The 24,331-nt window shown below is 72.9% G+C and carries 20 protein-coding genes and 1 tRNA gene; 10 read left to right on the top strand and 11 right to left on the bottom strand.

Going from position 1 to position 24,331, the window contains the following annotated elements:
- The first annotated feature begins 23 nt into the window (after nucleotides 1-23).
- The 3 genes from JHAT_RS21505 to glmS all read left to right on the top strand — a co-directional run bounded on the left by JHAT_RS21505 (nucleotide 24) and on the right by glmS (nucleotide 3,095).
- The gene (locus JHAT_RS21505; protein WP_077799874.1) at nucleotides 24-917 is read left to right on the top strand and encodes a DUF4429 domain-containing protein; all 894 of its coding nucleotides are present in this window, start codon (nucleotides 24-26) and stop codon (nucleotides 915-917) included.
- Nucleotides 918-981: 64 nt separating this feature from the next.
- Nucleotides 982-1,239, top strand: coding sequence for a hypothetical protein (locus JHAT_RS21500; protein ID WP_077799873.1), 258 nt, complete (start codon nucleotides 982-984; stop codon nucleotides 1,237-1,239).
- A 38-nt stretch (nucleotides 1,240-1,277) separates the two neighbouring features.
- Nucleotides 1,278-3,095 carry a glutamine--fructose-6-phosphate transaminase (isomerizing) gene (glmS, locus tag JHAT_RS21495; RefSeq protein ID WP_077799872.1) on the top strand — a complete coding sequence of 606 codons (1,818 nt, stop codon included), beginning with the start codon at nucleotides 1,278-1,280 and terminating at the stop codon, nucleotides 3,093-3,095.
- Between the two features lie 105 nt (nucleotides 3,096-3,200).
- Here glmS and JHAT_RS21490 read toward each other — a convergent pair whose 3' ends face one another.
- Nucleotides 3,201-3,728 (bottom strand): universal stress protein, encoded by a 528-nt coding sequence (locus tag JHAT_RS21490; RefSeq protein WP_077799871.1) that lies wholly within the window; start codon nucleotides 3,726-3,728, stop codon nucleotides 3,201-3,203.
- Between the two features lie 815 nt (nucleotides 3,729-4,543).
- Here JHAT_RS21490 and JHAT_RS21485 point away from each other — a divergent pair.
- The 3 genes from JHAT_RS21485 (at nucleotide 4,544) to JHAT_RS21475 (ending at nucleotide 6,726) form a co-directional block, all read left to right on the top strand.
- Entirely contained in the window at nucleotides 4,544-5,743 is a 1,200-nt protein-coding gene (locus JHAT_RS21485; RefSeq protein ID WP_077799870.1) for a helix-turn-helix domain-containing protein, read from the top strand.
- A gap of 172 nt (nucleotides 5,744-5,915) precedes the next feature.
- On the top strand, nucleotides 5,916-6,518 hold the full coding sequence (gene orn / locus JHAT_RS21480; RefSeq protein ID WP_077799869.1) for an oligoribonuclease: 603 nt from the start codon (nucleotides 5,916-5,918) through the stop codon (nucleotides 6,516-6,518).
- A gap of 135 nt (nucleotides 6,519-6,653) precedes the next feature.
- Nucleotides 6,654-6,726 (top strand) — tRNA-His (locus tag JHAT_RS21475).
- Between the two features lie 92 nt (nucleotides 6,727-6,818).
- On the opposite strand, the gene JHAT_RS21470 is transcribed toward JHAT_RS21475, so the two are convergent.
- The 5 genes from JHAT_RS21470 to JHAT_RS21450 all read right to left on the bottom strand — a co-directional run bounded on the left by JHAT_RS21470 (nucleotide 6,819) and on the right by JHAT_RS21450 (nucleotide 13,453).
- Nucleotides 6,819-7,874, bottom strand: a complete 1,056-nt coding sequence (locus tag JHAT_RS21470; protein WP_077799868.1) for a LacI family DNA-binding transcriptional regulator — start codon at nucleotides 7,872-7,874, stop codon at nucleotides 6,819-6,821.
- Nucleotides 7,875-8,049: 175 nt separating this feature from the next.
- A complete protein-coding gene (locus tag JHAT_RS21465) occupies nucleotides 8,050-9,498 on the bottom strand; it encodes a GH1 family beta-glucosidase (RefSeq protein ID WP_077799867.1) in 1,449 nt (482 codons plus the stop codon).
- A 156-nt stretch (nucleotides 9,499-9,654) separates the two neighbouring features.
- The gene (locus JHAT_RS21460) at nucleotides 9,655-10,578 is read right to left on the bottom strand and encodes a carbohydrate ABC transporter permease (protein ID WP_077799866.1); all 924 of its coding nucleotides are present in this window, start codon (nucleotides 10,576-10,578) and stop codon (nucleotides 9,655-9,657) included.
- A 14-nt stretch (nucleotides 10,579-10,592) separates the two neighbouring features.
- Nucleotides 10,593-11,585, bottom strand: coding sequence for a carbohydrate ABC transporter permease (locus JHAT_RS21455; protein ID WP_077799865.1), 993 nt, complete (start codon nucleotides 11,583-11,585; stop codon nucleotides 10,593-10,595).
- 548 nt (nucleotides 11,586-12,133) lie between these two features.
- Nucleotides 12,134-13,453: an ABC transporter substrate-binding protein gene (locus tag JHAT_RS21450; protein ID WP_077799864.1), complete on the bottom strand. Its 1,320-nt coding sequence runs from the start codon at nucleotides 13,451-13,453 to the stop codon at nucleotides 12,134-12,136.
- 494 nt (nucleotides 13,454-13,947) lie between these two features.
- Here JHAT_RS21450 and JHAT_RS21445 point away from each other — a divergent pair, with 494 nt between their 5' ends.
- Entirely contained in the window at nucleotides 13,948-14,991 is a 1,044-nt protein-coding gene (locus tag JHAT_RS21445) for a LacI family DNA-binding transcriptional regulator (protein WP_077799863.1), read from the top strand.
- A 152-nt stretch (nucleotides 14,992-15,143) separates the two neighbouring features.
- Nucleotides 15,144-16,571, top strand: a complete 1,428-nt coding sequence (locus JHAT_RS21440) for a GH1 family beta-glucosidase (RefSeq protein WP_077799862.1) — start codon at nucleotides 15,144-15,146, stop codon at nucleotides 16,569-16,571.
- Nucleotides 16,572-16,684: 113 nt separating this feature from the next.
- Here the strand turns inward: JHAT_RS21440 and JHAT_RS21435 are convergent, their stop codons facing one another.
- The 3 genes from JHAT_RS21435 to JHAT_RS21425 all read right to left on the bottom strand — a co-directional run bounded on the left by JHAT_RS21435 (nucleotide 16,685) and on the right by JHAT_RS21425 (nucleotide 20,436).
- On the bottom strand, nucleotides 16,685-18,142 hold the full coding sequence (locus tag JHAT_RS21435) for a cellulose binding domain-containing protein (protein WP_077799861.1): 1,458 nt from the start codon (nucleotides 18,140-18,142) through the stop codon (nucleotides 16,685-16,687).
- A gap of 138 nt (nucleotides 18,143-18,280) precedes the next feature.
- Complete coding sequence (locus tag JHAT_RS21430) at nucleotides 18,281-19,723, bottom strand: HAMP domain-containing sensor histidine kinase (protein ID WP_077799860.1); 1,443 nt, start codon at nucleotides 19,721-19,723, stop codon at nucleotides 18,281-18,283.
- Nucleotides 19,720-20,436 carry a response regulator transcription factor gene (locus JHAT_RS21425; protein ID WP_171991000.1) on the bottom strand — a complete coding sequence of 239 codons (717 nt, stop codon included), beginning with the start codon at nucleotides 20,434-20,436 and terminating at the stop codon, nucleotides 19,720-19,722. The genes JHAT_RS21430 and JHAT_RS21425 overlap by 4 nt, the downstream gene beginning before the upstream one ends.
- 142 nt (nucleotides 20,437-20,578) lie before the next feature.
- Here JHAT_RS21425 and JHAT_RS21420 point away from each other — a divergent pair, with 142 nt between their 5' ends.
- Nucleotides 20,579-21,142: a hypothetical protein gene (locus JHAT_RS21420; protein ID WP_171990999.1), complete on the top strand. Its 564-nt coding sequence runs from the start codon at nucleotides 20,579-20,581 to the stop codon at nucleotides 21,140-21,142.
- A gap of 13 nt (nucleotides 21,143-21,155) precedes the next feature.
- On the opposite strand, the gene JHAT_RS21415 is transcribed toward JHAT_RS21420, so the two are convergent.
- Both JHAT_RS21415 and JHAT_RS21410 read right to left on the bottom strand, forming a co-directional pair.
- Nucleotides 21,156-22,025 (bottom strand): spermidine synthase, encoded by an 870-nt coding sequence (locus JHAT_RS21415; RefSeq protein ID WP_077799857.1) that lies wholly within the window; start codon nucleotides 22,023-22,025, stop codon nucleotides 21,156-21,158.
- Between the two features lie 87 nt (nucleotides 22,026-22,112).
- Nucleotides 22,113-22,517, bottom strand: a complete 405-nt coding sequence (locus tag JHAT_RS21410) for a hypothetical protein (protein WP_077799896.1) — start codon at nucleotides 22,515-22,517, stop codon at nucleotides 22,113-22,115.
- 308 nt (nucleotides 22,518-22,825) lie between these two features.
- Between JHAT_RS21410 and JHAT_RS21405 the strand changes: the two genes are divergently transcribed.
- A complete protein-coding gene (locus tag JHAT_RS21405) occupies nucleotides 22,826-24,265 on the top strand; it encodes a hypothetical protein (RefSeq protein WP_077799856.1) in 1,440 nt (479 codons plus the stop codon).
- Nucleotides 24,266-24,331: the final 66 nt, after the last annotated feature.

Below are 24,331 nucleotides of genomic sequence, written 5' to 3'. Positions count from 1 at the left end.
CGGTGCGATGGAAGAATCCCCGCATGGCGGAAATCATCCAGAGGGACGGAACGTGGGTCTTCGACGGCGACACCCTGCGGCTGACCCCGGGGCGGGACAAGAACGTCAGTCCGCTCCGCAGCGAGCTGGGTGAAGTGACCGTCCCGCTGCGTGCGTTGGCGGGCATATCGTTCGAGCAGGGCAAGAAGTCCGGGCGGCTCAGGCTGCGGCTGCGGGACGGTGCCGACCCGTTGCTGCACGCGACCGGCGGTCGGCTGATCGAGCCGCACGACCCCTACCAGCTGATCGTGGAGTCCGACCGGTACGGCGTCGCCGAGTACCTGGTGGACGAGGTGCGCAACGCCCTGCTGCTGGAGGAGGTTCCGTCCGGTCCGGTGGACGCCTACCTGCTGGCGGGGCCCTCCGTCCCCCTCTCGGTGTCCGCCGGGGACGGCACGGTGAGCTTCGACGGCGAGCGGGTGCGGCTGGAGTGGAAGTGGCAGGCGGAGGACGCCAAGTCCGCCGGCGGACCGCGCGTCCTCCCGCTCCCGGACATCACCGCCGTGGAGTGGCGGCCGTCGGCGGGCCTGGAGAACGGCCATCTCCGCTTCACCGTGCGGGGCACGCCGGCCACGGTGCCGCCCAAGTACGACCGGAACGCGGTCGAGTTGTGGGGGTTCAGGAAGGACCCGCTGATGGCCCTGGTGGCCGCCGCCGTCCAGGCCCGGCTGCCGCACCCGTCCGGAGCGCCCTTTCCGGAGGACCCGGGCCCGGCCGAGCACGCCGCGGCCTCCGCCCCCGCTCCCGCTCCCGCTCCCGAGGACGACCACGACGCCCTGTTGCGGCGTTTGCGGGAGCTGGGCGAGCTGTACCGCTCCGGGGTGCTGACGGACGAGGAGTTCACCCTCGCCAAGCAGGCGGTTCTCCGGCGCATGTGAGGCGCTTGCCCGAAATCGGGCAAGATTCTTGCGAAACCCTCGCCCGTACCCCAGGATCTACCGGGTGCACGACGAACTCGTTGATCATCTGACGCGGTCCACCCCCCTCAGCCGGGGCGAGGCGCTGCGCGTGGTCCAGGACGTGCTCGCCTACTTCGACGAGACGACCGAGGAGTACGTCCGTCGCCGCCACCGCGAGCTCCAGACCCAGGGTCTGGTGAACGCGACGATCTTCGAGCGGATCGCGGCGGAACTGAAGTACCGCGCGGTGGCACCGCCGGAGCTGACGCTCCGCCAGCTGCGCCGCATCGTCTACGGCTGACCGGCCGCCGGACACGAGACCTGCGAGGAATACGGTATATGTGCGGAATCGTCGGATACATCGGCAAGCGTGACGTCGCGCCCCTGCTGCTCGAGGGCCTCCAGCGCCTGGAGTACCGCGGCTACGACTCGGCGGGCATCGTCGTCACGTCCCCGAAGGCGGCCGGCCTGAAGATGGTCAAGGCCAAGGGCCGCGTCCGCGACCTGGAGGCCAAGGTCCCGGCGCGCTTCAAGGGCACCACCGGCATCGCCCACACCCGCTGGGCCACCCACGGCGCCCCCTCCGACGTGAACGCTCACCCGCACATGTCGGCCGACCACAAGGTCGCCGTGGTGCACAACGGCATCATCGACAACGCCGCCGACCTGCGCCGCAAGCTGGAGGCGGACGGTGTCGAGTTCCTCTCCGAGACCGACACCGAGGTCCTCGTCCACCTCATCGCCCGTTCCGAGGCGGAGAAGCTGGAGGACAAGGTCCGCGAGACCCTCCGGGTGATCGAGGGCACGTACGGCATCGCCGTGATGCACGCCGACTTCCCCGAGCGCATCGTCGTCGCCCGCAACGGCTCGCCGGTCGTCCTCGGCATCGGCGAGAAGGAGATGTTCGTCGCCTCCGACATCGCCGCGCTGGTCGCCCACACCCGGCAGATAGTCACCCTCGACGACGGCGAGATGGCCACCCTCAAGGCCGACGACTTCCGCACCTACACCACCGAGGGCACCCGGACCACGTCCGAGCCGACCACCGTGGAGTGGGAGGCCGCCTCCTACGACATGGGCGGCCACGACACCTACATGCACAAGGAGATCCACGAGCAGGCCGAGGCCGTGGACCGCGTGCTGCGCGGCCGGATCGACGACCGCTTCTCCACCGTGCACCTGGGCGGCCTCAACCTGGACGCCCGCGACGCGCGCGCCGTGCGCCGCGTGAAGATCCTCGGCTGCGGCACCTCGTACCACGCGGGTCAGATCGGCGCCCAGATGATCGAGGAGCTGGCCCGCATCCCTGCGGACGCCGAGCCGGCCTCCGAGTTCCGCTACCGCAACGCGGTCGTCGACCCCGACACCCTCTACATCGCCGTCTCCCAGTCCGGTGAGACGTACGACGTGCTGGCCGCCGTGCAGGAGCTCAAGCGCAAGGGCGCCCGGGTCCTCGGCGTCGTCAACGTGGTCGGTTCGGCGATCGCCCGCGAGGCCGACGGCGGCATGTACGTGCACGCCGGCCCCGAGGTGTGCGTCGTGTCCACCAAGTGCTTCACCAACACCTGCGTCGCCTTCGCGCTGCTCGCCCTGCACCTGGGCCGCACCCGCGACCTGTCCGTGCGCGACGGCAAGCGGATCATCGAGGGCCTGCGCAAGCTGCCCGCGCAGATCTCCGAGATGCTGGAGCAGGAGGAGGACATCAAGAAGCTGGCCGCGCAGTACGCCGACGCCCGCTCGATGCTCTTCATCGGCCGCGTGCGGGGCTACCCGGTCGCCCGCGAGGCCTCCCTGAAGCTCAAGGAGGTCTCCTACATCCACGCCGAGGCCTACCCGGCCTCCGAGCTGAAGCACGGCCCGCTCGCCCTGATCGAGCCGGCGCTGCCGACGGTCGCGATCGTGCCGGACGACGACCTGCTGGAGAAGAACCGCGCGGCCATGGAGGAGATCAAGGCCCGCAGCGGCCAGATCCTCGCCGTCGCCCACCAGGAGCAGGAGAAGGCCGACCACACGATCGTCGTCCCGAAGAACGAGGACGAGCTCGACCCGATCCTCATGGGCATCCCGCTCCAGCTCCTCGCCTACCACACGGCCCTGGCCCTGGGCCGGGACATCGACAAGCCGCGCAACCTGGCCAAGTCGGTCACGGTGGAGTAGCACACCGGCACAACGTCCGACGGCCCCGCACGCGTGCGTGCGGGGCCGTCGGACGTCTCGGGTGTTCAGGGAGCCGGGGCGCCGGGCCGCCGGGGCGTCGGCTCGTCAGGGGATGACCACCACGGGCCGCTGCGCCCGCTTGGCGAGGCGGCCCGCGACGGAGCCGAAGAGCCGGCCCACGAGGCCGTGACTGGAGCCGACGACGATCGCGTCCGCCTCGTACTCCCGTCCCACCTCCTCGAGTTCGTGGCAGATGTCGCCGCCGCGCTCGACCAGGATCCAGGGCACCTCGGTCAGGTAGTCCGCGCACGCCAGCTCCAGGCCCAGCACCTCGGTGCGGTGGTCCGGCACGTCGACGAAGACGGGGGGTTCGCAGCCCGCCCACACCGTGGTCGGCAGCCGGTTGGCGACGTGCACGATGACCAGGCCCGCGCCGTGCCGCCGCGCCATGCCGATGGCGTACGCGAGGGCGCGCTCGCTGGAGGTGGAGCCGTCGAAGCCCACGACGACCCCGTGCTTGAAGGCCGGATCGCACGACCGGCGTGGCTCTTCCGCCGCCAGGGGCTCGGCCGCCGTCGGTTCGGCGACGGGCCGCTTGCGGTCCGCGGGTTCGAAGAATTCGTGAGCGGCCATGACTGTCTCGGCGTTTGTATCCTCTATGGGGGGGGCCAACAGTGTGCGGCGGAGCGGTGCTGTGTCCGGGAATCGTCTTCCCAACCCCATACCCCCAAGGGTACGGCGCCACGCCTCCTTCGCCCAGATCCCGCGCACGTCCGCCACGGGTTCCCCGGAGCATGCCTGAGGGGACGCCCGTAACGCAATGGTTGCTGCGCTGTACAGGCGGTTTGCACGGGATTCAACTGTCCGTTCCCGGCCGCGGCCCGGCGTGACCGGAGGGCCGGACGGGCGTTGATCACCGTGGGCCGGCTCCGGGGCGCGTCCGTGTCCGCACCGCACCGGCGTCCGCCGGCTGCTGTCGCGCCGGTGGGAGCGCGGCGCGGGCCGCCGCCGGGGCGGGTGCGGGGGCGTAGACCGGCTGCGGAAAACACACCGGTCGGTTGACCGGTTTCCGCGCCCCACTCCGCTTCTTTTCAGCCAACTTCCACAGGGGTTCCTCCCCCTGTCCGAACCACCCTCCATCCCCCGTTCCACCTGCACGGACAGGGTCTCCGGGGCCCCGCGCACCCTACGGGGATTGGCCACTGCCACAAGGCGCACTTCCCTGTGGCGCCCAGGAGTGCGACGCTTCGTGATCGACTGCTTCACGCCAAGTTGCCATGTCGACAATGTCCCAAGTGCCGAACCGGCCACCTCGGTACGACAGGACGCAGTAGATTCGATCTTGACTGTCTACGGCGGGGGACTCGTGCAGGACCGAGGGGAAACGTGTTGGAGCGACAGACCCGAAAGGTTGAGGGCGCCGCGACCACCGAGGGGGGCTTAGCGGGATGAGCCACGACTCCACTGCCGCACCGGAAGCCGCGGCCCGGAAGCTCTCCGGGCGACGCCGCAAGGAGATCGTCGCGGTACTGCTGTTCAGCGGCGGTCCCATCTTCGAGAGTTCCATACCGCTGTCGGTGTTCGGGATCGACCGCCAGGACGCCGGCGTACCGCGCTACCGACTACTGGTGTGCGCCGGCGAGGAGGGCCCCCTGCGGACCACAGGGGGCCTCGAACTCACCGCGCCACAGGGCCTGGAGGCGATCTCGCGGGCCGGCACGGTCGTCGTGCCGGCCTGGCGGTCGATCACCTCTCCACCGCCGGAGGAGGCGCTCGACGCCCTGCGCCGGGCCCACGAGGAAGGCGCCCGCATCGTCGGGCTGTGCACCGGCGCCTTCGTCCTGGCGGCGGCGGGCCTGCTGGACGGCCGCCCCGCCACCACCCACTGGATGTACGCGCCGACGCTGGCCAAGCGCTACCCGTCGGTGCACGTCGACCCGCGCGAGCTGTTCGTGGACGACGGCGACGTCCTGACGTCGGCGGGCACCGCGGCGGGCATCGACCTGTGCCTGCACATCGTGCGCACGGACCACGGCAGCGAGGCGGCCGGCGCGCTGGCCCGCCGCCTGGTGGTCCCCCCGCGCCGCAGCGGCGGCCAGGAGCGCTACCTCGACCGGTCTTTACCGGAGGAGATCGGCGCCGACCCGCTCGCCGAGGTCGTCGCCTGGGCGCTGGAGCACCTCCACGAGCAGTTCGACGTGGAGACGCTGGCGGCCCGCGCGTACATGAGCCGGCGCACCTTCGACCGCCGCTTCCGCTCGCTGACCGGCAGCGCGCCGCTGCAGTGGCTGATCACGCAGCGGGTGCTCCAGGCGCAGCGGCTGCTGGAGACGTCCGACTACTCGGTGGACGAGGTCGCGGGCCGCTGCGGCTTCCGTTCGCCGGTGGCGCTGCGCGGTCACTTCCGCCGCCAGCTGGGTTCGTCCCCGGCCGCCTACCGGGCCGCCTACCGGGCCCGCCGCCCGCAGGGCGACCGGCCGGCGGACGCGGAGGGCGGTGCCGCGGGAGCGTCCCGGCCGCCCGCCCCGCACGAGGGCGGCCAGCAGCCGGCCGCCGTGCCCGCGGAGAGCCAGGTCCCGTTCCAGGCCCGCCGCACCCCGGTCCCGGCCGGCGCGGCGAGCCTGCCGGGGCAGCGCAGCGCCCCGTGAGCTGAGGCGACGGCGACGCCCTGACCGCCGGACGGGCCGCTCCGGCCCGTCCGGCGTTCGAGGACGAGGCCCGTTCAGGGCCGAAGCGGGGTTCCGGGGGCGGCAGCTCCCGGCGAGGCCGGCCCCGACACCGGGGGCCCGGGAAACAGGCGCCCACCCGTACAGTGGCCGCATGAACGATCGCATGGTGTGGATCGACTGCGAGATGACCGGCCTCTCGCTGTCCGACGACGCGCTCATCGAGGTGGCCGCCCTCGTCACCGACTCCGAGCTGAACATCCTGGGCGAGGGCGTCGACATCGTCATCCGTCCGCCGGAGCGGGCCCTGGAGACGATGCCGGAGGTGGTGCGCGAGATGCACACCGCGTCCGGCCTGCTCGCCGAGCTCGACGGCGGCACGACGCTGGCGGACGCCGAGGCACAGGTCCTGGCGTACGTGCGGGAGCACGTGAAGGAGCCCGGCAGGGCCCCCCTGTGCGGCAACTCGGTCGGCACCGACCGGGGCTTCCTGCTGCGGGACATGCCGACGCTGGAGGACTACCTCCACTACCGGATCGTGGACGTCTCCTCGATCAAGGAGCTGGCCCGGCGCTGGTACCCGCGGGCCTACTTCAACAGTCCCGAGAAGAACGGCAACCACCGCGCCCTCGCCGACATCCGCGAGTCCATCGCCGAGCTGCGCTACTACCGGGAGGCCGTCTTCGTGCCGCAGCCGGGCCCCGACTCCGACACCGCGAAGGCGATCGCCGCGAAGCACGTCGTGTCCGCCCCGTAGGGAGGCCGACGAGGACGCCGTCGGGGAGGCCGCCCGGGGCGTCGCGAAAGGCGTGCGCGAGCACCCCTTCGGACCCTGTACACTTTTTCTCAGCCGGTCGGGGAGCCCCGCAAGAGGTTCCGACTACCGGCCATGGTGGGTGTAGCTCAGCTGGTAGAGCACCTGGTTGTGGTCCAGGATGCCGCGGGTTCAAGTCCCGTCACTCACCCTGAGTGATCAGCCGGTGACCTTCGGAAGAAGGTCACCGGCTGATCGCGTTGAGCGGCGCGGAGCGCGAGGGCGGACCGGCGCCGCCCCCGTTCACGACGACGCGCGCTCCACCAGCTCCGTCGCCAGCACCACCTGGTGCCGCTCCCGTCCCCGCGCCCCCGCCGGACGGCGGTCCGCGATCTCGGCCAGCAGCAGGTCGATCATCGCGCGGCCCATCTCCTCGATGGGCTGCCGGACGCTGGTCAGCGGCGGATCCAGGTGGCGGGCGATGGCCGAGTCGTCGTAGCCGACCAGCGCCACGTCGTCCGGGATGCGCCGGCCCGCCTCCCGCAGGGCCTGGCGGGCACCGGCCGCGGTGACGTCCGAGGCGGCGAAGACGGCGTCCAGGTCCGGGCAGCGGCGCAGCAGCTCCGTCATCGCGCGCCGGCCGCCCTCCTCGGTGAAGTCCCCCGGCTCGATCAGCTCCTCGGCGGCGCCGAGCCCCCCGTCGCGCAGGGCGTCGCGGTAGCCGTCGGCGCGCCGCTGGGCGCCGTAGACGTCGAGGTGGCCGGTGATGTGGGCGATGCGGCCGCGGCCCCGGGACATCAGGTGCTGGACGGCCGAGCGGGCGCCGCCGTAGTTGTCGGAGTCCACCGAGGCCAGCGTCTCCGCCGCGGAGCGCGGGCCGCTGATCACCGCGGGGATCTCCAGCTGGGTCAGCATGTCCGGCAGCGGGTCGTCGGCGTGCACCGAGACCAGCAGGACGCCGTCCACCCGGTGCGCGGCCAGGTACTGGGCGAGCCGCTGCCGTTCCCGGTCGCTGCCCGCGAAGATCAGCAGCAGCTGCATCTCGGTGTCGGTGATCTCCGCGCCGACGCCGCGCAGCATGTCCGAGAAGTAGGGCTCGGCGAAGAACCGGGTCTCCGGCTCCGGGACGACCAGGGCGATCGCGTCGGTGCGGTTGGCCGCGAGCGCGCGGGCGGCGGTGTTCGGGACGTAGCCGAGTTCCGCGACGGCCGCCTCGACGGCCGCCCGCGTCGTGTCGCTGACCCGGGGCGAGCCGTTGATCACCCGGGAGACCGTGCCGCGGCCTACGCCGGCCCGGGCGGCCACCTCCTCGAGGGTCGGGCGTCTGACGCCCCGGCTCCGCCCACCGTTGACCGTCATGGTCGTCGCCCTTCCCTCGCAGCTGTCCGGCCAGGAATCTAACAGCCCCGGTCCGTGCCCCTCCGCCCCCCATCGTGCCTCGGAGACGGCGGAATTCCCCCCTCCGCGCCGGAAGGGACCGCGAGGGCGCGACCGGTGACCGGTCACGCCCTCGCGACGCGCGGGTGAGGGTGCCTCAGTCGGAGGCGGGCAGCGCGTTGTGCCGGATCACGTCGGCGTACCAGTGGGCGCTCGCCTTGGGGATGCGGCGCTGGGTGGCGTAGTCGACGTAGACGGCGCCGAAGCGCTTCGAGTAGCCGTAGGACCACTCGAAGTTGTCCAGCAGGGACCACAGGAAGTAGCCGCGGACGTCCGCGCCGTCGGCGACGGCCCGGCTGACGGCGTCCAGGTGGGACCGGAGGTAGGCGATGCGCTGCGGGTCGTTCACCCGGCCCTCGGGGGAGACGTAGTCGTCGAAGGCGGCGCCGTTCTCGGTGACCATCAGCGGCAGGCCGGGGTGGGACTTCGCCAGGTCCGTGAGGAGGGTGTGCAGGCCGTTCGCGTCGATGGCCCAGTTCATCGCGGTGACGTCGTCGTTGGCGAGGTGGAAGGCGACGTCCTCGGAGCCGGTCCACGGCGAGTGGTCGCTGGCGCCGTGGCCGTCGTTCTTCGTGGTGGCCGCGCCGTCGGCGGGCCGGGAGACCACGGTCGGCGAGTAGTAGTTGACGCCGAGCACGTCGATCGGGCGGGAGATCTCCGCCAGGTCGCCGTCCTTCACCAGGTCGTTCCAGTCGACGAGGTGCGCGGTGTCGGCGAGCAGGTCCTCGGGGTAGGCGCCGTCGAGGAGGGGGCCGGTGAAGATCCGGTTGCCGACCGCGTCGATGCGGCGGGCCGCCTCGACGTCCTCGGGGGCGTCGGTGAGGGGGCGCACCTGGTGCAGGTTGAGGGTGATGGAGGTCTGCGCGGTCGACGGCAGGGCCGCGCGCAGGGCGCCGACCGCCTTGCCGTGGGCGAGGTTGAGGTGGTGGGCGGCGCGCAGGGTCGCGGCCGGGTCGGTGCGGCCGGGGGCGTGCACGCCGGAGCCGTAGCCGAGGAAGGCGCTGCACCAGGGCTCGTTGAGGGTGGTCCACACGCCGACGCGGTCGCCGAGGGCGCGGGCCGTGAGGGCGGCGTACTCGGCGAAGCGGTCGGCGGTGTCGCGGTGCGGCCAGCCGCCGGCGTCCTCCAGCTCCTGGGGCAGGTCCCAGTGGTAGAGGGTGGCGACGGGGGTGATGCCGGCCTCGAGGAGTTCGTCGGTGAGGCGGCGGTAGAAGTCCAGGCCGCGCTCGACGGCGGGGCCGCGGCCGGTGGGCTGCACCCGGGACCAGGAGACGGAGAAGCGGTACGCCTTCAGGCCGAGGTCCTTCATCAGCGCCACGTCGTCGCGGTAGCGGTGGTAGTGGTCGGCGGCGATGTCCCCGGTGTCACCGTTGCGGACCTTGCCGGGGGTGTGGCTGAAGGTGTCCCAGATGGAGGGCGTGCGGCCGTCCTCGGCGGCGGCGCCCTCGACCTGGTAGGCGGCGGTGGCGGCGCCCCAGACGAAGCCCGTCGGGAAGGAGGTGCCGGCGGCCGGGCGGACGGGGGTCTCGGGTCGTACGGCGGTCATGGTGAGAACGCTCCCAAATGGCGTGAGGAGGGGGCCGGACGGTGGGGCCCGGCGGTGCGGGGAAGGCGGGGTGGGGCGCGGGGGTGGGCGCCCCCGGCCGGCAGGGCCCGGGTGCGGGCCGGGCCCTGTCGGCGGGCAGGAGGGGGTGTGTCCGGGTCAGCCCTTGACGGCGCCCGCCATGATGCCGCCGACGATCTGCTTGCCGAAGACGACGAAGACCACGAGCAGCGGCAGGGTGCTGATCAGCGCTCCGGCCATGACGATGCTCTGGTCGGGGGTGTAGGAGGCGCTGAGCTGGCCGAGCGCGACCTGGATGGTGGGGTTCTCCTGGTTCAGGGCGAGGAACGGCCAGAAGAAGTCGTTCCAGGCCTGGACGAAGGTGAGCATGCCGAGCACCATCATCGCGGGCCGGGCGGCGGGCAGGACGACGCTCCACACGATGCGGAGGTTGTTCGCCCCGTCCACCTTGGCCGCCTCGATGAGCTCGTACGGCAGGGCCTCGATGAGGTACTGGCGCATGAAGAAGACACCGAAGGCGCCGACCAGGGTCGGGAAGATCACCGACTCCAGCTTTCCGCCCCAGCCGATGTCCGACATCATCATGAACAGCGGGACGACGCTGAGCTGCGGCGGGATGGTGAGCGTGGCGATGACCGCGGTCATCAGCACGTTCCGGCCGCGGAAGCGCATCTTGGCGAAGGCGTAGCCGGCCAGGGTGCAGAAGAACAGCGTGGCCACGGTGATGGAGCCGGCCACGATGACGCTGTTGACGATGGCCTTGCCGAGGTTGGCCTGTTCCCAGGCCGCTTCGAGGTTGCTGAACAGCCTGCCGCCCGGGATGAACGGCGGCGGGTCGTCGAGGACCCTCTGCTGGTCGTGCGAGGCCGCCACCAGCGTCCAGTACAGCGGGAAGACGGATCCCAGGCCGACGACGATCAGCGCGAGGTAGGTGAAGGGGCCGCCCTTGAGCTGCTGGCCGGCGCCGATCCTGAGGCGGCGGCCCTTGCCGCCGGAGGCGGGGGACGGAGCCGCGTGGACCGGGCCCGAGGCGGTCTTGTAGGGAGTACTTGTCGTGGTCATCGTTGTCGCTCCCGTCAGGCCGCGCTCTTGCGCACGAACCGGCTGACGATCCAGTTGATCAGGGCGATGAGCAGCAGCAGGACGAGCATGGCCCAGGCCACGGCGGCGGCCGGGCCGAGGTGCTGGAGCTTCCATCCGTAGTTGAAGAGGTAGATGCTGAGCGTCTCGTACTGGTGCTCGCTGCCGCCGACGGAGCCGAGCGTGCCGCCCTGCAGCAGCAGCGGCTCACCGAACAGCTGCATGGAGCCGATCGTCGAGATGACGATGGTGAACAGGATCGTCGGCCGCAGCGAGGGAATGGTCACCTTGCGGAACTGCTGCCAGCGCGAGGCGCCGTCGATCGAGGCCGCCTCGTACAGGTCGGTCGGCACGGCCTGCATGGCCGCCAGGTAGATCAGGGCGTTGTAGCCGGTCCAGCGCCAGATCACGATGATCGAGATGGCGATCTTCGAGGTCCAGTGGCCGTTGCCCCAGTCGATGTTGTCGGCGCCGAAGAAGCCCAGCACCCAGTTGAGGAGGCCGCCGTCGGCCCGGAACACCAGGGCGAAGACGAGGGCGGCGGTCGCGACGGAGGTGGCGTACGGGGTGAGGATGATCGTGCGCCAGAAGGTGCTGGCGCGCAGCTTGTAGTTGAGCAGGTGGGCCAGGCCCAGGGCGACCAGCAGCTGCGGGACGGTGGAGATGACGCCGATGATGAAGGTGTTGGAGACGGCCGTCCAGAACTCGGAGTCCTGGAGGATCTTGGTGAAGTTCTCGAAGCCGACCCACTCCGACTGGTCGAGGCTCGTCATCTCCACCCGGTGCAGGGCGATCCAGCCGGTGTAGAGCAGCGGGTAGAGCCCGAAGGCACCGAAGACGAGGAAGAAGGGGGCGATGTACGCGTACGGCGACACCTTGTCGTCGAGGCGCCACAGTCGCGAACGCCACGCGCTGCGTTCTGTGGACGCGGAGCCGGAGCCGCCGGTGTGCGGAGACTTGGCACCCCGTGTGGGGGTTGTCGTTGCCACGGAGGGAATCCTTCCCTGGGAGGTCGGGCCTGGCAGGTCGGGCCCGGAGGTTCGGGCCGGGTAGGGGCGGGAGGCGGGTGGACGGGCCGGCGCCCGTTCCGCCGGGTCCCGCCCGCGCGGTGCGGCACGCTGCCGGGCGGCCCGTGCGACGGTCTGCGGTGGGTACGGCGGCCGGGTGGTCGGGGCGGGTCGTCAGGACGAGTGGTCGGGGCGGGTCGTCGGGGGCGGGGAGGCGGGTCGGGACGCCTGGGTCGGCACCGGCGTCCCGGGTCCTCCTCCGCTCCCGGCCCCGTCCGGCCGGACCGCGGCCCGCCGCGCCCTCCCGGGCCGGCCCGGGAGGACCCGCAGGCCGTTCGGGCGGAGGGGCGCGCCCGCCCCGCGAGCCGGGTGGAGCGGTCGCGGCGCGGGCGCGGACCCGACGCCGCGCAGCAGACCCGACGCGGACGGCCGGGTCTGCTGCGGGCGGGGGCCGTCGACTTCACGGTCCCCGGTGCGCACGGTACGGACGGTGCGGGGCGGCTGGTTGGACCGCCCGCACCGTGCGCGGGTCAGCCGATGGCCTTGTCGATCGCCTCGGTCGCCGCGTCCCAGGCCTTGTCGGGCTTGGTCCCCCGCTGCTCCATGTTGTTGATCTGCGTGGAGATCGAGTCCTTGATGACGCCGTCCTTCGGGCCGAGCACGGCCACCGGGATGGACTTGGCCTCCTCGGCGTAGATCTGGCCGACGGGGGCGTTGTTGAAGTACTCGAGCTTGCCGTTCTTCACATCGGGGAGGTCATAGGCGCCCTGGTTGGACGGGAAGAGACCGGCGGCCTTGAACACGGCGGCCTGCTGCTCCGGCGCGGTCAGCCACTTGACGAGCTCGGTGGCCTCCTTGACGTGCTTGCCGCTCTTGGGCACGGTCAGGAAGGAACCGCCCCAGTTGGCCGCGGTCGAACCGGGCGCGCGCGAGATGTCCCACTTGCCCGCGAAGTCGTTGCCGGAGTAGTTCTGGATCTGCAGCGCCATCCAGGCCGGGCACACGACGGTGGCCACGGTGCCGTTGCGCAGCGCCGCCTTCCAGGGGTCCTGGAACTGCGGCACGCCCTGGCTCAGCTTCTTGTCCGCGGCATCGGCGGCGAGGTCCCAGCCCTTCTGCACCGACGGGCTGTCCTTGTAGATCGCCTTGCCGTCGGCGTCGTAGTACTGGCTCTCGGAGGAGCTGACGACGCCGTTGAACATGGCGCTGGCGGAGTCCATGAAGTAGGTGCCCTTGGGCGCCTTCTCCTTGTACTGCTCACCGAGCTTGATGTAGTCCTCCCAGCCGCCCGCTATCGCCTCGGCGACCTTCTCGCGGTCGGTCGGCAGACCCGCCTGCTCGAACAGGTCCCTGCGGTAGCAGAGGGAGATCGGGCCGATGTCGGTGCCGGCGCCGATGACCTTGCCGTCCTTGGTGGTGGCCTGCTTGGCCTTCCAGTCGACCCACTGGCTGGTGTCGATGCTGCCCTTGAGGTCGGTGAACTTGTCCGCCTGGGTGTCCACGACCTCCTTGATGCGGGCGACCTCGACGCCGACGACGTCGCCCAGACCGCTGCCCGAGTTCAGCTGCTGAAGGAGCTTCGGGTAGTAGTCCTGCTCGTTGGCGGTGGTCTCTTCCTTCACCTCGATGTTCGGGTGAAGCTGCTGGTACTTCTCGAACAGGCCGGCCTCCTTGTAGCCGAACTGCCCGAAGTCGGCCACCTTGAGGACGATCTTCCCGTCGGATTCCGAAGCGTCCGAGTCACTGTCGCTGCTGCAGGCGGTCAGCAGCAGGGCCGAGGCCGTCAGGACCGACGTGGTCAGGGCCGCTGCTCTGCGGCCACGGACGCCGCCGGTTCGGGTGATGCGCATTCCACTACTCCTTGTTCCAGTGGGAACGGGGACCTCAGGAATCAGACCGCCGGGTTCGACGGTCCGGACCTGCCCTCTCGGTTCGAGCAGCGGCCAGCCCAGAGCAACGCGGAATGCGGTGCGAAGATGCTGGTCAACGGTGTGCCATGCGAGGTGGAGGGAAGGGCCGATGGTGCTTCGTTCCGTACGGAAGACGGCCCCGGAACTCCGTGGGACCGCTCCCACGCGGCTTGCCCCGAAGACTGGTTGGTGGCGGGGTCGGGTGTCAAGACTTGAAAACGGCGTTGTTGCGTAAGCGTGTTCAGCACGTCACGGGAATGTGTCGCACCGGGGGCCGCGTTTTGCCGGGATCTCGGCCCGGCGGATCCGAATTCCCGCAGGTCATGGGCCGGTTGGCAGACAACCGGGGTGCGGGAGGGAGCCGCGCGGACGAGGTCGGCGCCTCCTGGGCCAGAATGAAGCCGGTCCCCCCACCGAACGCCGGAAGGTGAACGATGAGCCCTGCCGAACAGCCGCCCACCGCCGCGGACGTCCGGCGCCCGACCCTGAACGCGGTGGCCGCGCGCGCCGGCGTCGGCCGCGGCACGGTCTCCCGGGTCATCAACGGCTCGCCCAAGGTCAGCGACCGTTCCCGCGCGGCCGTGGAACGGGCCATCGCCGAACTCGGCTACGTCCCCGACCAGGCCGCCCGCTCCCTGGCCACCCGGCGCACGGACTCGGTGGCGCTGGTGGTCCCCGACGCGCAGACCCGCCTGTTCTCCGAGCCGTACTTCTCGGAGATCATCCGGGGCGTGTCCGCCGGTCTCGCGGACGCCGGGATGCGCATGCTGCTGGTCATGGTCCACGACCAGAAGGAGTACGCGCGGCTCGCCCCGTACCTGTCCGGACAGCGCGTGGACGGGGTGCTGATGGTGGCGGTGCACAGCGACGACACCCTGCCCGACCAGCTGGAGGCGCTGGCCATCCCGACCGTGCTGGCCGGCCGGCGCGGTGACGGGGAGCCGCTGGGGCACGTGCGCGCGGACAACCGCGGCGGCGCCGAGGCCGCGGTCCGGCACCTGCTGGCCGGCGGTCGCCGGGCCGTCGGCACCATCACCGGGCCGCTCGACATGGAGGCCGCGCGCGAGCGCCTCGCCGGGTACCGGGAGGCGCTGCGGGAGGCGGGTGCCGCCGTCACCGAGGAGCTGGTCGCGCACGGGGACTTCACCGAGGAGGGCGGGCGCACGGCCATGCGGGAGCTGCTGCGCCGCCGCCCCGACCTGGACGCGGTCTTCGCCGCCTCGGACGTGATGGCCTCCGGCGCCGTGCTGGAGCTGCGCGCCGCGGGCCGGCGGGTGCCCGGCGACGTGGCCGTCGTCGGCTTCGACGACTCCATCGTGGCCCGGCACGTCGACCCGCCGCTGACCAGCGTCCGGCAGCCGCTGGAGGAGATGGGCCGCACCATGGCGAGGCTGCTGCTGGACGAGATCGCCGACCGCGGCGCCGGGCACCGCGGGGTGGTCCTGCCGACGCGGTTGGTGGTGCGGGAGTCGGCCTGAGTGCGGCCCGGGTGCGGTCTGCGCCGGAGCCGGGCGCGGTGCGGGTGCGGCCCCGGCGGGTCTTTTGCGGTGTGGTCGCGGTCCGGACGGGTCTTTTGCGGTGGGAGCGCTCCCATGCATAATGAGGGCCCCGACACCGTGGGAGCGATTCCATGCCAGAAGCGACGTCTGTCTCCTTCCCTCCCGCCTTCCTCTGGGGCGCCGCGACCTCGGCGTACCAGATCGAGGGCGCGGTGCGGGAGGACGGCCGCACCCCCTCGATCTGGGACACCTTCAGCCACACACCGGGGAAGACGGCCGGTGGCGACACCGGTGACATCGCCGTCGACCACTACCACCGCTACCGCGACGACGTGGCGCTGATGAAGGACCTCGGTCTGAGCGCCTACCGCTTCTCCGTCTCCTGGCCCCGGGTGCAGCCGACCGGCCGCGGTCCCGCCGTCCAGCGCGGCCTGGACTTCTACCGCCGCCTGGTCGACGAGCTGCTGGCCGCCGGCATCAAGCCGGCCGTCACGCTCTACCACTGGGACCTGCCCCAGGAGCTGGAGGACGCCGGCGGCTGGCCGGTGCGGGACACGGCGTACCGGTTCTCCGAGTACGCGCAGATCGTCGGTGAGGCGCTCGGCGACCGCGTGGAGCAGTGGATCACGCTCAACGAGCCGTGGTGCTCGGCCTTCCTGGGGTACGCCTCCGGGGTGCACGCGCCCGGCCGTACCGACCCGGCGGCCGCGCTGCGCGCCGCCCACCACCTGAACCTGGCGCACGGCCTGGGCACGGTGGCGCTGCGTTCCGTGATGCCCACCCGCAACTCGGTGGCGATCAGCCTCAACACCTCGGTCGTGCGGCCCCTGTCGCAGCGGCCGGAGGACCTGGCGGCGGCGCGGAAGATCGACGACCTGTCCGGCGGCATCTTCCACGGCCCGATCCTGCACGGCGCCTACCCGGAGACCCTCCTGGAGGCGACGGCGCCGGTCACCGACTGGTCGCACGTCCGGGACGGCGACCTGGGCCTGGTCCGCCAGCCGCTGGACGCGGTCTGCCTCAACTACTACACGCCCACCGTGGTGTCGGCCGCCGACGCGGACTCCCGCGTCCCGGGCGCCGACGGTCACGGCGCGAGCGACCACTCGCCGTGGCCGGCCGCGGACGACGTGGCGTTCCACCAGCCGCCGGGCGAGCGCACGGCGATGGGCTGGAGCGTCGACCCGACCGGCCTGCACGAGCTGATCATGCGCTACCACCGGGAGGCCCCCGGCCTGCCGCTCTACATCAGCGAGAACGGTGCCGCCTACGACGACAAGCCCGGCGCGGACGGCACGGTCCACGACCCGGAGCGGGTCGCCTACCTGGACGGCCACCTCAGGGCGGTCCACCGGGCCATCGCCGACGGCGCGGACGTGCGCGGCTACTACCTGTGGTCCCTGCTGGACAACTTCGAGTGGGCCTACGGCTACGAGAAGCGGTTCGGCGCGGTCCACGTCGACTACGCCTCCCAGGAGCGCACCCCGAAGTCGAGCGCCCTGTGGTACGGCCGGGCGGCCCGCACGGGGACGCTGCCGCCGCTGGACGCGGTCGGGTAGGGCCTCGGGAAGCCTACGGGGCACATGAACACGGGGTACGGCATTCCGGGGGGAGTGCCGTACCCCGCCCGTGGGGCCGGTGTGGGGCCGGCCCCACGGGGAGGATGCCGGTCCTACTTGTAGGCGGCGAGCGCCTTGGAGAAGGCGTTCGGCTGCTGGTCCACGGAGCTGCAGGTGGCGTCGGCCGAGGGCTTCGGGCCGCCGGGGCAGGCCTTGTCGCGGGTCGCGGACCACATGGACAGTCCGCCCAGGCCCTTGGACCTGGCGAACTCCACCAGCTGGGTGGCGTCGTCGACCGTGAAGACCTCACTGGCGACGTCGTTGACGCCGATCATCGGGGTGACGGCGACCGTCTTCCAGGCGTCCGCGTCGGACCGGCCGAGGACGCCCTTGACCTGGGCCTGGGTGGCGGTGGCGGCCTGCTCGGCGTAGGTGCCCATGTCGCCGCTGTACGCGGGGCCGTAGTCCATCGCCATGATGTTGACGGCGCCGATGTCCACGCCGTTCTCCTTCGCGTCGGCGAGGAGGTCGACGCCCGCCTGGGTGAGGCCCTCGGGCATCACCGGGAGGGTGAAGGAGACGTCCAGGCCGGGGTGCTGCTTCTGCAGCGCGGCGATGGCCCGGGCGCGGCGGGTGTTGGCGGCGGCGTCGGGCAGCGCGCCGCCCTCGACGTCGAAGTCGACCTTGGTGAGCTGGTAGGCGTCGACGACCTTGCCGTACGCCGCCGCCAGCGCGTCGGCCGACGTGCAGGTGGTGCCCAGTTCGGAGCCGGAGGCGCCGCCGAAGGAGACCCGGACGTCGCCGCCCTTCGCGCGCAGGGCGCCTATCTGGTTCGCCACCGCGTCGTTGCCGAGGTCGGTGACGCCGCCCCACTTCGGGGTGCAGCCGCCGCCGTCGGTGACGAAGGCGAGGTTGTACTCCTTCACGCCGGTCGCCGCGGAGTGCGCGAGCAGGTCGAAGGCCGGGTAGAGCGAGGTGTCGACGTACGGGGCGAAGCCGGCGCCCGCGGCGGTGCCGTTGCCGGGGGTGCCGGTGGGCGCCGGGGTGGTGGGGGTGCCGGTCGGGGTCGGCTCGGCGGAGCCGGTCGGGGTCGGCGTCGGGGCCGGGGGCTCGGTGGGGCGGCCGCTGGGCTCGGGGGTGGCGCCGGTGTCGGTGGAGCACTCGGCGTCGTCGACCAGGCAACCGGTCGGGTCGGCGGTGCCGTTGACGACGAAGCCGACCGTGACGGACTCGCCGGCCTTCAGCCCGTCCGTGTCCCACGTGGGCGGGGTCACGGTGACGTGCTGCCCGCTGACCTTCGACTCGGCGTTCCACAGCGAGCCGAGCTTCGCGCCCGGGGGCAGGTCGAACTCCAGGGTCCAGTCGGCCTTGGCCTGCCCGCTGGTGTTGGTGACGACGTACTGGGCGGTGTAGCCCGTCGACCACGCGCTGGTCTTCGTGTACACGGCGCCGACCGGGGCCGCCTGGGCGGTGCTGGTGAACAGCAGCGCCCCGCCACCGGCCACGGCCGCCGCGACGAGGGCGCCGATCGCCTTGTTCCTGCCACTGACCTTGCGTCGGTGCGTGCGCATCACGTGCCTGCCTTCGCTGCTCACGGTGCCCCCGGCGGGGGACCGACGGGGGCGGGGTGGGGGTGCGGCAGCACGCTAGCGAGCGGGAACCGGGCAAAGTGCCTGATCCGGGCGGGGGTTGGCGATCTTAGGGTGGGCTTAAGGAAGGGATCGGGACCGATTAAAGGTGCGGGCCGGCCGGGGCCTGCGGCGCCGCACGGCTCCCCGGTGCCCGCGCCGCACCGGTGCCGTGCGCCCGTCGAGCTGGATCCAGATCCGCACCTCGGTCCCGCCGAGCACGGACGAGCCGATCCGGACGTCCCCGCCCGTCGACTCGGCGAGCCGGCGCACGATGTCCAGGCCGAGCCCGGTCGACCCGTCGGTGCCCGAGCCCCGGCCGCGGGCCATCGCCGCCTCGGGGTCGGGTATGCCGGGACCCGCGTCCGACACGAGCACGATCACCGCGTCCTCGCCGTTGTGCAGGTCGACCGCGAAGGCGGTGCCCTCGGCGGTGTGCCGGAAGACGTTGCCGAGCAGGGCGTCGAGGGCCGCGGCCAGGTCGGGGCGGGCCACGGGTATGCGCACCGGCCGGTCGGCGCCGGCCACCCGCCACTTGCGTCCCTCGTCCTCGGCGAGCGCGGACCAGAAGCCCATCCGCTCGCGGACCACCTCGGCCGCGTCGCACCCGGCGCCGGGGCCGGCGGCGGCCGTCTGCGGCTTGGCGTCCCGGGCCGTGCGGATGATCGTGTCGACCTCGCGCTCCAGCTGCTCGACCGCGGCCCGGGTCTGCTCGGCGGCCGGTCCGTCGCCGAGCGAGGCCGCGTTGAGCCGCAGCACGGTCAGCGGGGTGCGCAGGCGGTGGGACAGGTCGGCGGCCAGTTCGCGTTCGTTGGCGAGGAGTTGGACGACCTGGTCGGCCATGGAGTTGAACGCGACCGCCGCGAGCCGCAGTTCGGTCGGCCCCTCCTCGGGCACGCGGGCGCCCAGCTTGCCCTCCCCCAGCTCGTGCGCCCCCTCCACCAGCTTCCGCGCGGGCCGCACCATGCGCACGCCCAGCCGGTCGGCGACCGCGACCGAGCCGACGATCAGCGCGGCGCCGACCCCGGCGAGCACCGCCCAGGCCGTGCCGACGCCGTTGGTGACCTCGGACTCGGGGACGTACACCTCGACGACGGCGATCTCGCCGGAGCTGAGCGCGACCGGCTGGAGCAGCGCCGAGCCGCCGGGCACCTCCGCGGTGGAGGCGCGCCCCATCGCGCGGACGGCGGCGATGTCCTCGTCGGTGACGCGCTGCCGGCCGATGCGGGTGCCGCCGTTCTTGTCACCACCCTTGCCGACGTCCTCGCCGCCGTTCCTGCCGGCGGACGCCGGCAGGTGCACGGACATCCCGGCGTCCGAGCCCGCGGAGGCGACGACGCGCTCCAGCTGGTCCCGGTCGGTGGTGATGGACAGCGCGGGGGCGACGGCGGCCGCCTCCCGTTCGGCGTTGGAGAAGGCGCGGTCCCGGGCCATCTCCCGGATGACGAGTCCGAGGGGGACGGCGAAGGCGATCACGACCATGGCGGTGACCGCCAGCGACACCTTGACCAGGGCCCACCTCATCGTGGCGGCTCCGCTCCGGAGGGCTCCGCGACCGGCGGCTCCAGCTTCACGCCGACACCGCGCAGGGTGTGCAGGTAGCGGGGCCGTGCCGCGGTCTCGCCCAGCTTGCGGCGCAGCCAGGACAGATGGACGTCGATGGTCTGGTCGTCGCCGTAGGACTGCTGCCAGACCTCGGCGAGCAGCTCCTTGCGGGGGACGACCACCCCGGGGCGGCCGGCGAGGAAGGCGAGCAGGTCGAACTCACGCCGCGTCAGGTCGAGGCGCACACCGTCCAGTTCGGCCTGGCGGCGCAGGGGGTCGACGGTCAGGCCGCCGACGCGCAGGACGGTGGACGGCGGCACCTCGCCGCCGGTGCGGGCGCGGCGCAGGACGGCGGCCATGCGGGCCGACAGGTGCTCGACCGAGAACGGCTTGGTGAGGTAGTCGTCCGCGCCCGCGTTCAACAGGCGGACGATCTCCGCCTCGTCGTCCCGGGCGGTGGCGACGATGACGGGCACGTCGGTGATGCCGCGCAGCATCTTCAGCGCCTCGGAGCCGTCGAGGTCGGGCAGTCCGAGGTCGAGGATCACCACGTCGAACCGGAAATGGGCGACCTCGCGCAGCGCCTCCAGCGCCGTACCGACGCTGCGCACCAGGTGCGAGGCGTCGGTCAGATGCCGGATGAGCGCCGAGCGCACGAACTGGTCGTCCTCCACCACGAGCACACTTGCCATGGGCGGCACCGTACGCCATGCGGACGAGCCCGGTGCGGGCCTGTGGACAACTCCGGGCGGACCCCGGGAGCGGGAGGGGACGCCCTTCGGAACCACCCCGTCCGGGCGACACGCGTGCGACGCGTGGGGCAGTATGGCCGCGATGCGCAGAGGACTCGTACACGTACTGGCCTGGCTGCTCGCCACCGGCGCGGCGGTCACGCTGTCGTGGTGGGGCGTGCACACGGTGATGGCGGGCACGGCCTACGACGCGCCCCGCGCCCTGCCCGTCACGGCGGTCGACGCGGCCGCGCGGGACGCGCGGGACTCCGGGCCGTCGGCATCGTCCACCACGCGCCCCTCGCCGTCGGGCGGTCCGTCGGCGAGCCGGTCCGGCAGCCCGTCGGCGACGCCGAGCCGGACGCCCCGCGAGCCGGGTCCGGCGCCCTCGCGGACCGCGCCGGCCACCGCTCCCGCCCCCGCGCCCCCTCCCCCCACCGCCTCCGGCCGGGTCCGGAGCTACGAGACCGACGGGGGACGCGCGGTGTTCGCCCTCGGGTCGTCGTCCGCGTCGCTGGTGTCGGCGGCCCCGGCCGCGGGCTGGTCGATGCAGGTGTGGAAGACGGAGATGTGGATCCGGGTGGAGTTCGCCTCCGGCGCGGACCGGGTGTCGGTGTTCTGCACCTGGCACGACGGCCCGCCGCGGGTGGAGGTCGGCAGTTACTGAGCCGGCTGCCGGATCACCGGAAGGCCGAGGCCGGCGGAGCCGGCGAGGCGACCGCCGCCGCGTCCGTCACGGGCCGGGCGCCTCCGGTGAAGTCGGTCAGGGCCCTGCCGTGCTCCACGCGCGCGGAGTGCGGGTCGGAGGCGGCGCGGCGGGTGAGCTCGGCGATCGGCAGCGGGCGGTCGGCGGCGGCCAGGACGGCGTTGCCGAAGCGTTTGCCGCGCAGCACCGCGGGGTCGGCGATCAGGGCGAGTTCGGGGAAGCGGTCGGCGGCGGTGGCGATCTGGCCGCGCAGGTGGGCGAGCGGCGGGCCGTCGGCGAGATTGGCGACGTAGACCCCGCCGGGCGCGAGCGCGCGCCGCACCTCGTCGAGGAACTCGGTGGACGTCAGGTGCGCCGGGGTGCGGGCCCCGCCGAACACGTCCGCGACGACCAGGTCCGCCCAGCCGTCGGGCACCTTGGCGAGCCCGGCGCGGGCGTCGGCGGTCCGGACCCGGATGCGGGCGCCGGGGTCCAGGGGGAGTTCGCGCCGGACGAGTCGGACCAGGGCCTCGTCCCGCTCGACGACCTGCTGGGTGGAGCGGGGGCGGGTGGCGGCGACGTAGCGGGCGAGGGTGAGGGCGCCGCCGCCGAGGTGCACGGCGTGGACGGGCTTTCCGGGCGGGGCGGCCAGGTCGATGACGTGCCCGATGCGGCGCTGGTACTCGAACGACAGGTACGCCGGGTCGTCCAGGTCGACGTGCGACTGCGGGGCGCCGTCGATCAGCAGGGTCCAGGCCCGCGCCCGTTCGCGGTCGGGTATCAGCTCGGCGATCCCGCCGTCGACGTCCTCGACGACGGCCTCCACGGCAGCGCGCCCGCGGCGGGCGCTCCTGGACTTTCCCATCGGGCCATTATCGAACGCTTCCCCGCCGACGCGTCCGGCCGGGCGGGTAGCCGGTCCGGGCGCCGGGGGGCGTGCGGCGCCCGGTGCTCAGCGGCAGCTGTCCGCGGCCTCGATCAGCCGGGCCGCCTCCCCCAGCGCGGCCCGCAGGACGGCGGGGTCGGTCGCGAGGTCCGCGTCGCCGGGCGGCAGCAGCCAGTCGGAGCCCTCCACCGGGGGCTCGGGGACCGGGGCGAGCCTCGTCCCCCGGCCGGCCGTCTCCGTGCAGGTGCTGCCCGGCACGTCCCAGGCGGCCGCCGTGCCCGGGGGCACCAGGAAACCGAGGGTGTCGCAGCCGTGGTCGTGGAGCACACGGCCCACCGACTCACCGGCTCCCCGCCTGAGAATGTCGACGGCCTCCAGGCCCTGCCGCGCCGGCACGGTGACGACGTCGCAGTCACCGTCGTCGCCCGCGCCTCGGACGCCTGCGAGACCGCCGCTCCGACTGGTCTGCATCCCGGCTTCCATCCCGGCCTCCACCACGGAACTCCTCCTCGGACGAGTCGGCCGGGAGTCGGGGACCTCCCGGACCACAGGGTTCAACGCGGCAGGCCGTCAACGGCTACGGGACAAGTCCGCCGCAAAGGATGGCACTTCATGGCAGATCCCGGGTGAGATATCCGGTTTGTGGCTGAACCGCGCGTGGCGGGTCCGTCACAGCAGGTACGTTCTTGCTCGCCGGAAACGGGGTGACAACCGGGAGAATCCCCACAACTCACACCCCTTCCGGCGTGGTTCGACGGTTCGCACGAGAGGACCCGGCCATGGCGTCGTCAACGGTGACCTCCGCCCAGCCCGATCGGCCACCGCGGCCGAACCTCGCCTTCCGGCGCCTGCGCGGACAGCGCTCGCCGGCCGAGTTCGCCGCGGCGGTACGCCGTGCCGCGCGCGAGATCGGCGAGCGGGTCAGCTGTGACGCGCGCTACATCGGACGCGTGGAGGCGGGCGAGATCCGCTGCCCCAACTACGCGTACGAGCGGGTGTTCCTGCACATGTTCCCCGGCCGCGCGCTCACCGATCTGGGGTTCGCGCCCCGTTCGTCCGTACGCGGACGCCGGGCGCGCACGGACGAGGACGCGCTCCCGGCGCACCTCGGCCGGCCGCCGAGTGCCACGAGTGAGTCAGGTGGGGCGGGCGAACCGTATGACACGCACAGCCTGTACGACACGCACGACGACAACGAGGAGAGCGACGTGCTGCGTCGCGCATTCATGACGAGCGGCGTCACCCTGACCGCCGTCTCGCTGGGTCCCCTGGGGTTCGCCACCGGTGCCAAGGCGACGCCGCGCGCCGCGCACCGGGCCGGGACGAGCGACGCGGGCGCCCTCGAAGAGGCCGTCCGCCGGATCCGGCTGCTCGACGACCGGCACGGCGCCGACGGGCTCTACCGGCGTGCGGCGGCCCCGCTGCGCGCCGCGTACGCGCTGCTGGACGCCGGTGCGACCCGGCAGGCGACGGCGGACCGGCTCTACGCGGGCGCCGGGGAACTCGCCATCTCCGTGGGCTGGCTGGCCCACGACTCGGGGCGCTTCGACGACGCGCGCTCCCACTACGCCGAGGCCCTCGCCACCGCCCGGATGACCGGTGACCCGGGGCTGGAGGCGCACGCCTTCTGCAACACGGCGTTCCTGGCCCGGGACACCGGCCGGCCGCGCGAGGCGGTACGGGCGGCGCAGGCCGCGCAGCGCGCCGCCCGCCCGCTGGGGTCGGCGCGGCTGATGTCCCTGCTCGCGCTGCGCGAGGCGGGCGGCTGGGCGGGGCTCGCGGACCGCGTCGGCTGCGAGCAGGCGCTGACCCGTGCGCAGCTCCTCTTCGAACGGGGCCCCTCGGACGCCGACCCCGAGTGGATGAGCTTCTACGGGGAGGCCGAGCTGGAGGGGCTGGAGGCGCAGTGCTGGTCCACGCTCGGCGACTGGTCCCGGGCGGCCGGGCACGCGCGCCGGGCGGCCGAACTGCAGGACCCGCACTTCACGCGGAACCTCGCGCTGTACTCGGCGGAACTGGCCGACGACCTGGCGCGGGGCGGGCGGCCCGACGAGGCGGCCGGGGCGGGGATGCGGGTGCTGGACCTGCTGGGCGAGGTCCAGTCGTCGCGGATCCACACGATGCTGGCGGGGACGGCACGGGTGTTGCTGCCGCACCGGCGGGCGTCGGGGGTGTCGGCGTTCCTGGAACGGCACGCGTCGTTGCCACGGACGGCCTGACCGGCCGGGGGGGGCGGGCGTAAGGGTGGGTCGCTCGGCCGGTGCCGACCGGGTGCCGCTGTGCCA

It is taken from the genome of Streptomyces sp. JHA26 (assembly GCF_002005565.1).
Lineage (GTDB): Bacteria > Actinomycetota > Actinomycetes > Streptomycetales > Streptomycetaceae > Streptomyces.
Note: the sequence above shows the minus strand (reverse complement) of the source record. Positions and strands in the feature narration are given on the sequence as shown.

Bases quoted from the DNA above. Each gene is read 5' to 3' on its own strand.
- JHAT_RS21505 (WP_077799874.1), top strand. From the start codon at position 24: ATGGCGGAAATCATCCAGAGGGACGGAACGTGGGTCTTCGACGGCGAC.
- glmS (WP_077799872.1), top strand. From the start codon at position 1,278: ATGTGCGGAATCGTCGGATACATCGGCAAGCGTGACGTCGCGCCCCTG.
- JHAT_RS21490 (WP_077799871.1), bottom strand. From the start codon at position 3,728: ATGGCCGCTCACGAATTCTTCGAACCCGCGGACCGCAAGCGGCCCGTC.
- JHAT_RS21485 (WP_077799870.1), top strand. From the start codon at position 4,544: ATGAGCCACGACTCCACTGCCGCACCGGAAGCCGCGGCCCGGAAGCTC.
- orn (WP_077799869.1), top strand. From the start codon at position 5,916: ATGAACGATCGCATGGTGTGGATCGACTGCGAGATGACCGGCCTCTCG.
- JHAT_RS21470 (WP_077799868.1), bottom strand. From the start codon at position 7,874: ATGACGGTCAACGGTGGGCGGAGCCGGGGCGTCAGACGCCCGACCCTC.
- JHAT_RS21465 (WP_077799867.1), bottom strand. From the start codon at position 9,498: ATGACCGCCGTACGACCCGAGACCCCCGTCCGCCCGGCCGCCGGCACC.
- JHAT_RS21460 (WP_077799866.1), bottom strand. From the start codon at position 10,578: ATGACCACGACAAGTACTCCCTACAAGACCGCCTCGGGCCCGGTCCAC.
- JHAT_RS21450 (WP_077799864.1), bottom strand. From the start codon at position 13,453: ATGCGCATCACCCGAACCGGCGGCGTCCGTGGCCGCAGAGCAGCGGCC.
- JHAT_RS21445 (WP_077799863.1), top strand. From the start codon at position 13,948: ATGAGCCCTGCCGAACAGCCGCCCACCGCCGCGGACGTCCGGCGCCCG.
- JHAT_RS21440 (WP_077799862.1), top strand. From the start codon at position 15,144: ATGCCAGAAGCGACGTCTGTCTCCTTCCCTCCCGCCTTCCTCTGGGGC.
- JHAT_RS21435 (WP_077799861.1), bottom strand. From the start codon at position 18,142: ATGCGCACGCACCGACGCAAGGTCAGTGGCAGGAACAAGGCGATCGGC.
- JHAT_RS21430 (WP_077799860.1), bottom strand. From the start codon at position 19,723: ATGAGGTGGGCCCTGGTCAAGGTGTCGCTGGCGGTCACCGCCATGGTC.
- JHAT_RS21425 (WP_171991000.1), bottom strand. From the start codon at position 20,436: ATGGCAAGTGTGCTCGTGGTGGAGGACGACCAGTTCGTGCGCTCGGCG.
- JHAT_RS21420 (WP_171990999.1), top strand. From the start codon at position 20,579: ATGCGCAGAGGACTCGTACACGTACTGGCCTGGCTGCTCGCCACCGGC.
- JHAT_RS21415 (WP_077799857.1), bottom strand. From the start codon at position 22,025: ATGGGAAAGTCCAGGAGCGCCCGCCGCGGGCGCGCTGCCGTGGAGGCC.
- JHAT_RS21410 (WP_077799896.1), bottom strand. From the start codon at position 22,517: ATGCAGACCAGTCGGAGCGGCGGTCTCGCAGGCGTCCGAGGCGCGGGC.
- JHAT_RS21405 (WP_077799856.1), top strand. From the start codon at position 22,826: ATGGCGTCGTCAACGGTGACCTCCGCCCAGCCCGATCGGCCACCGCGG.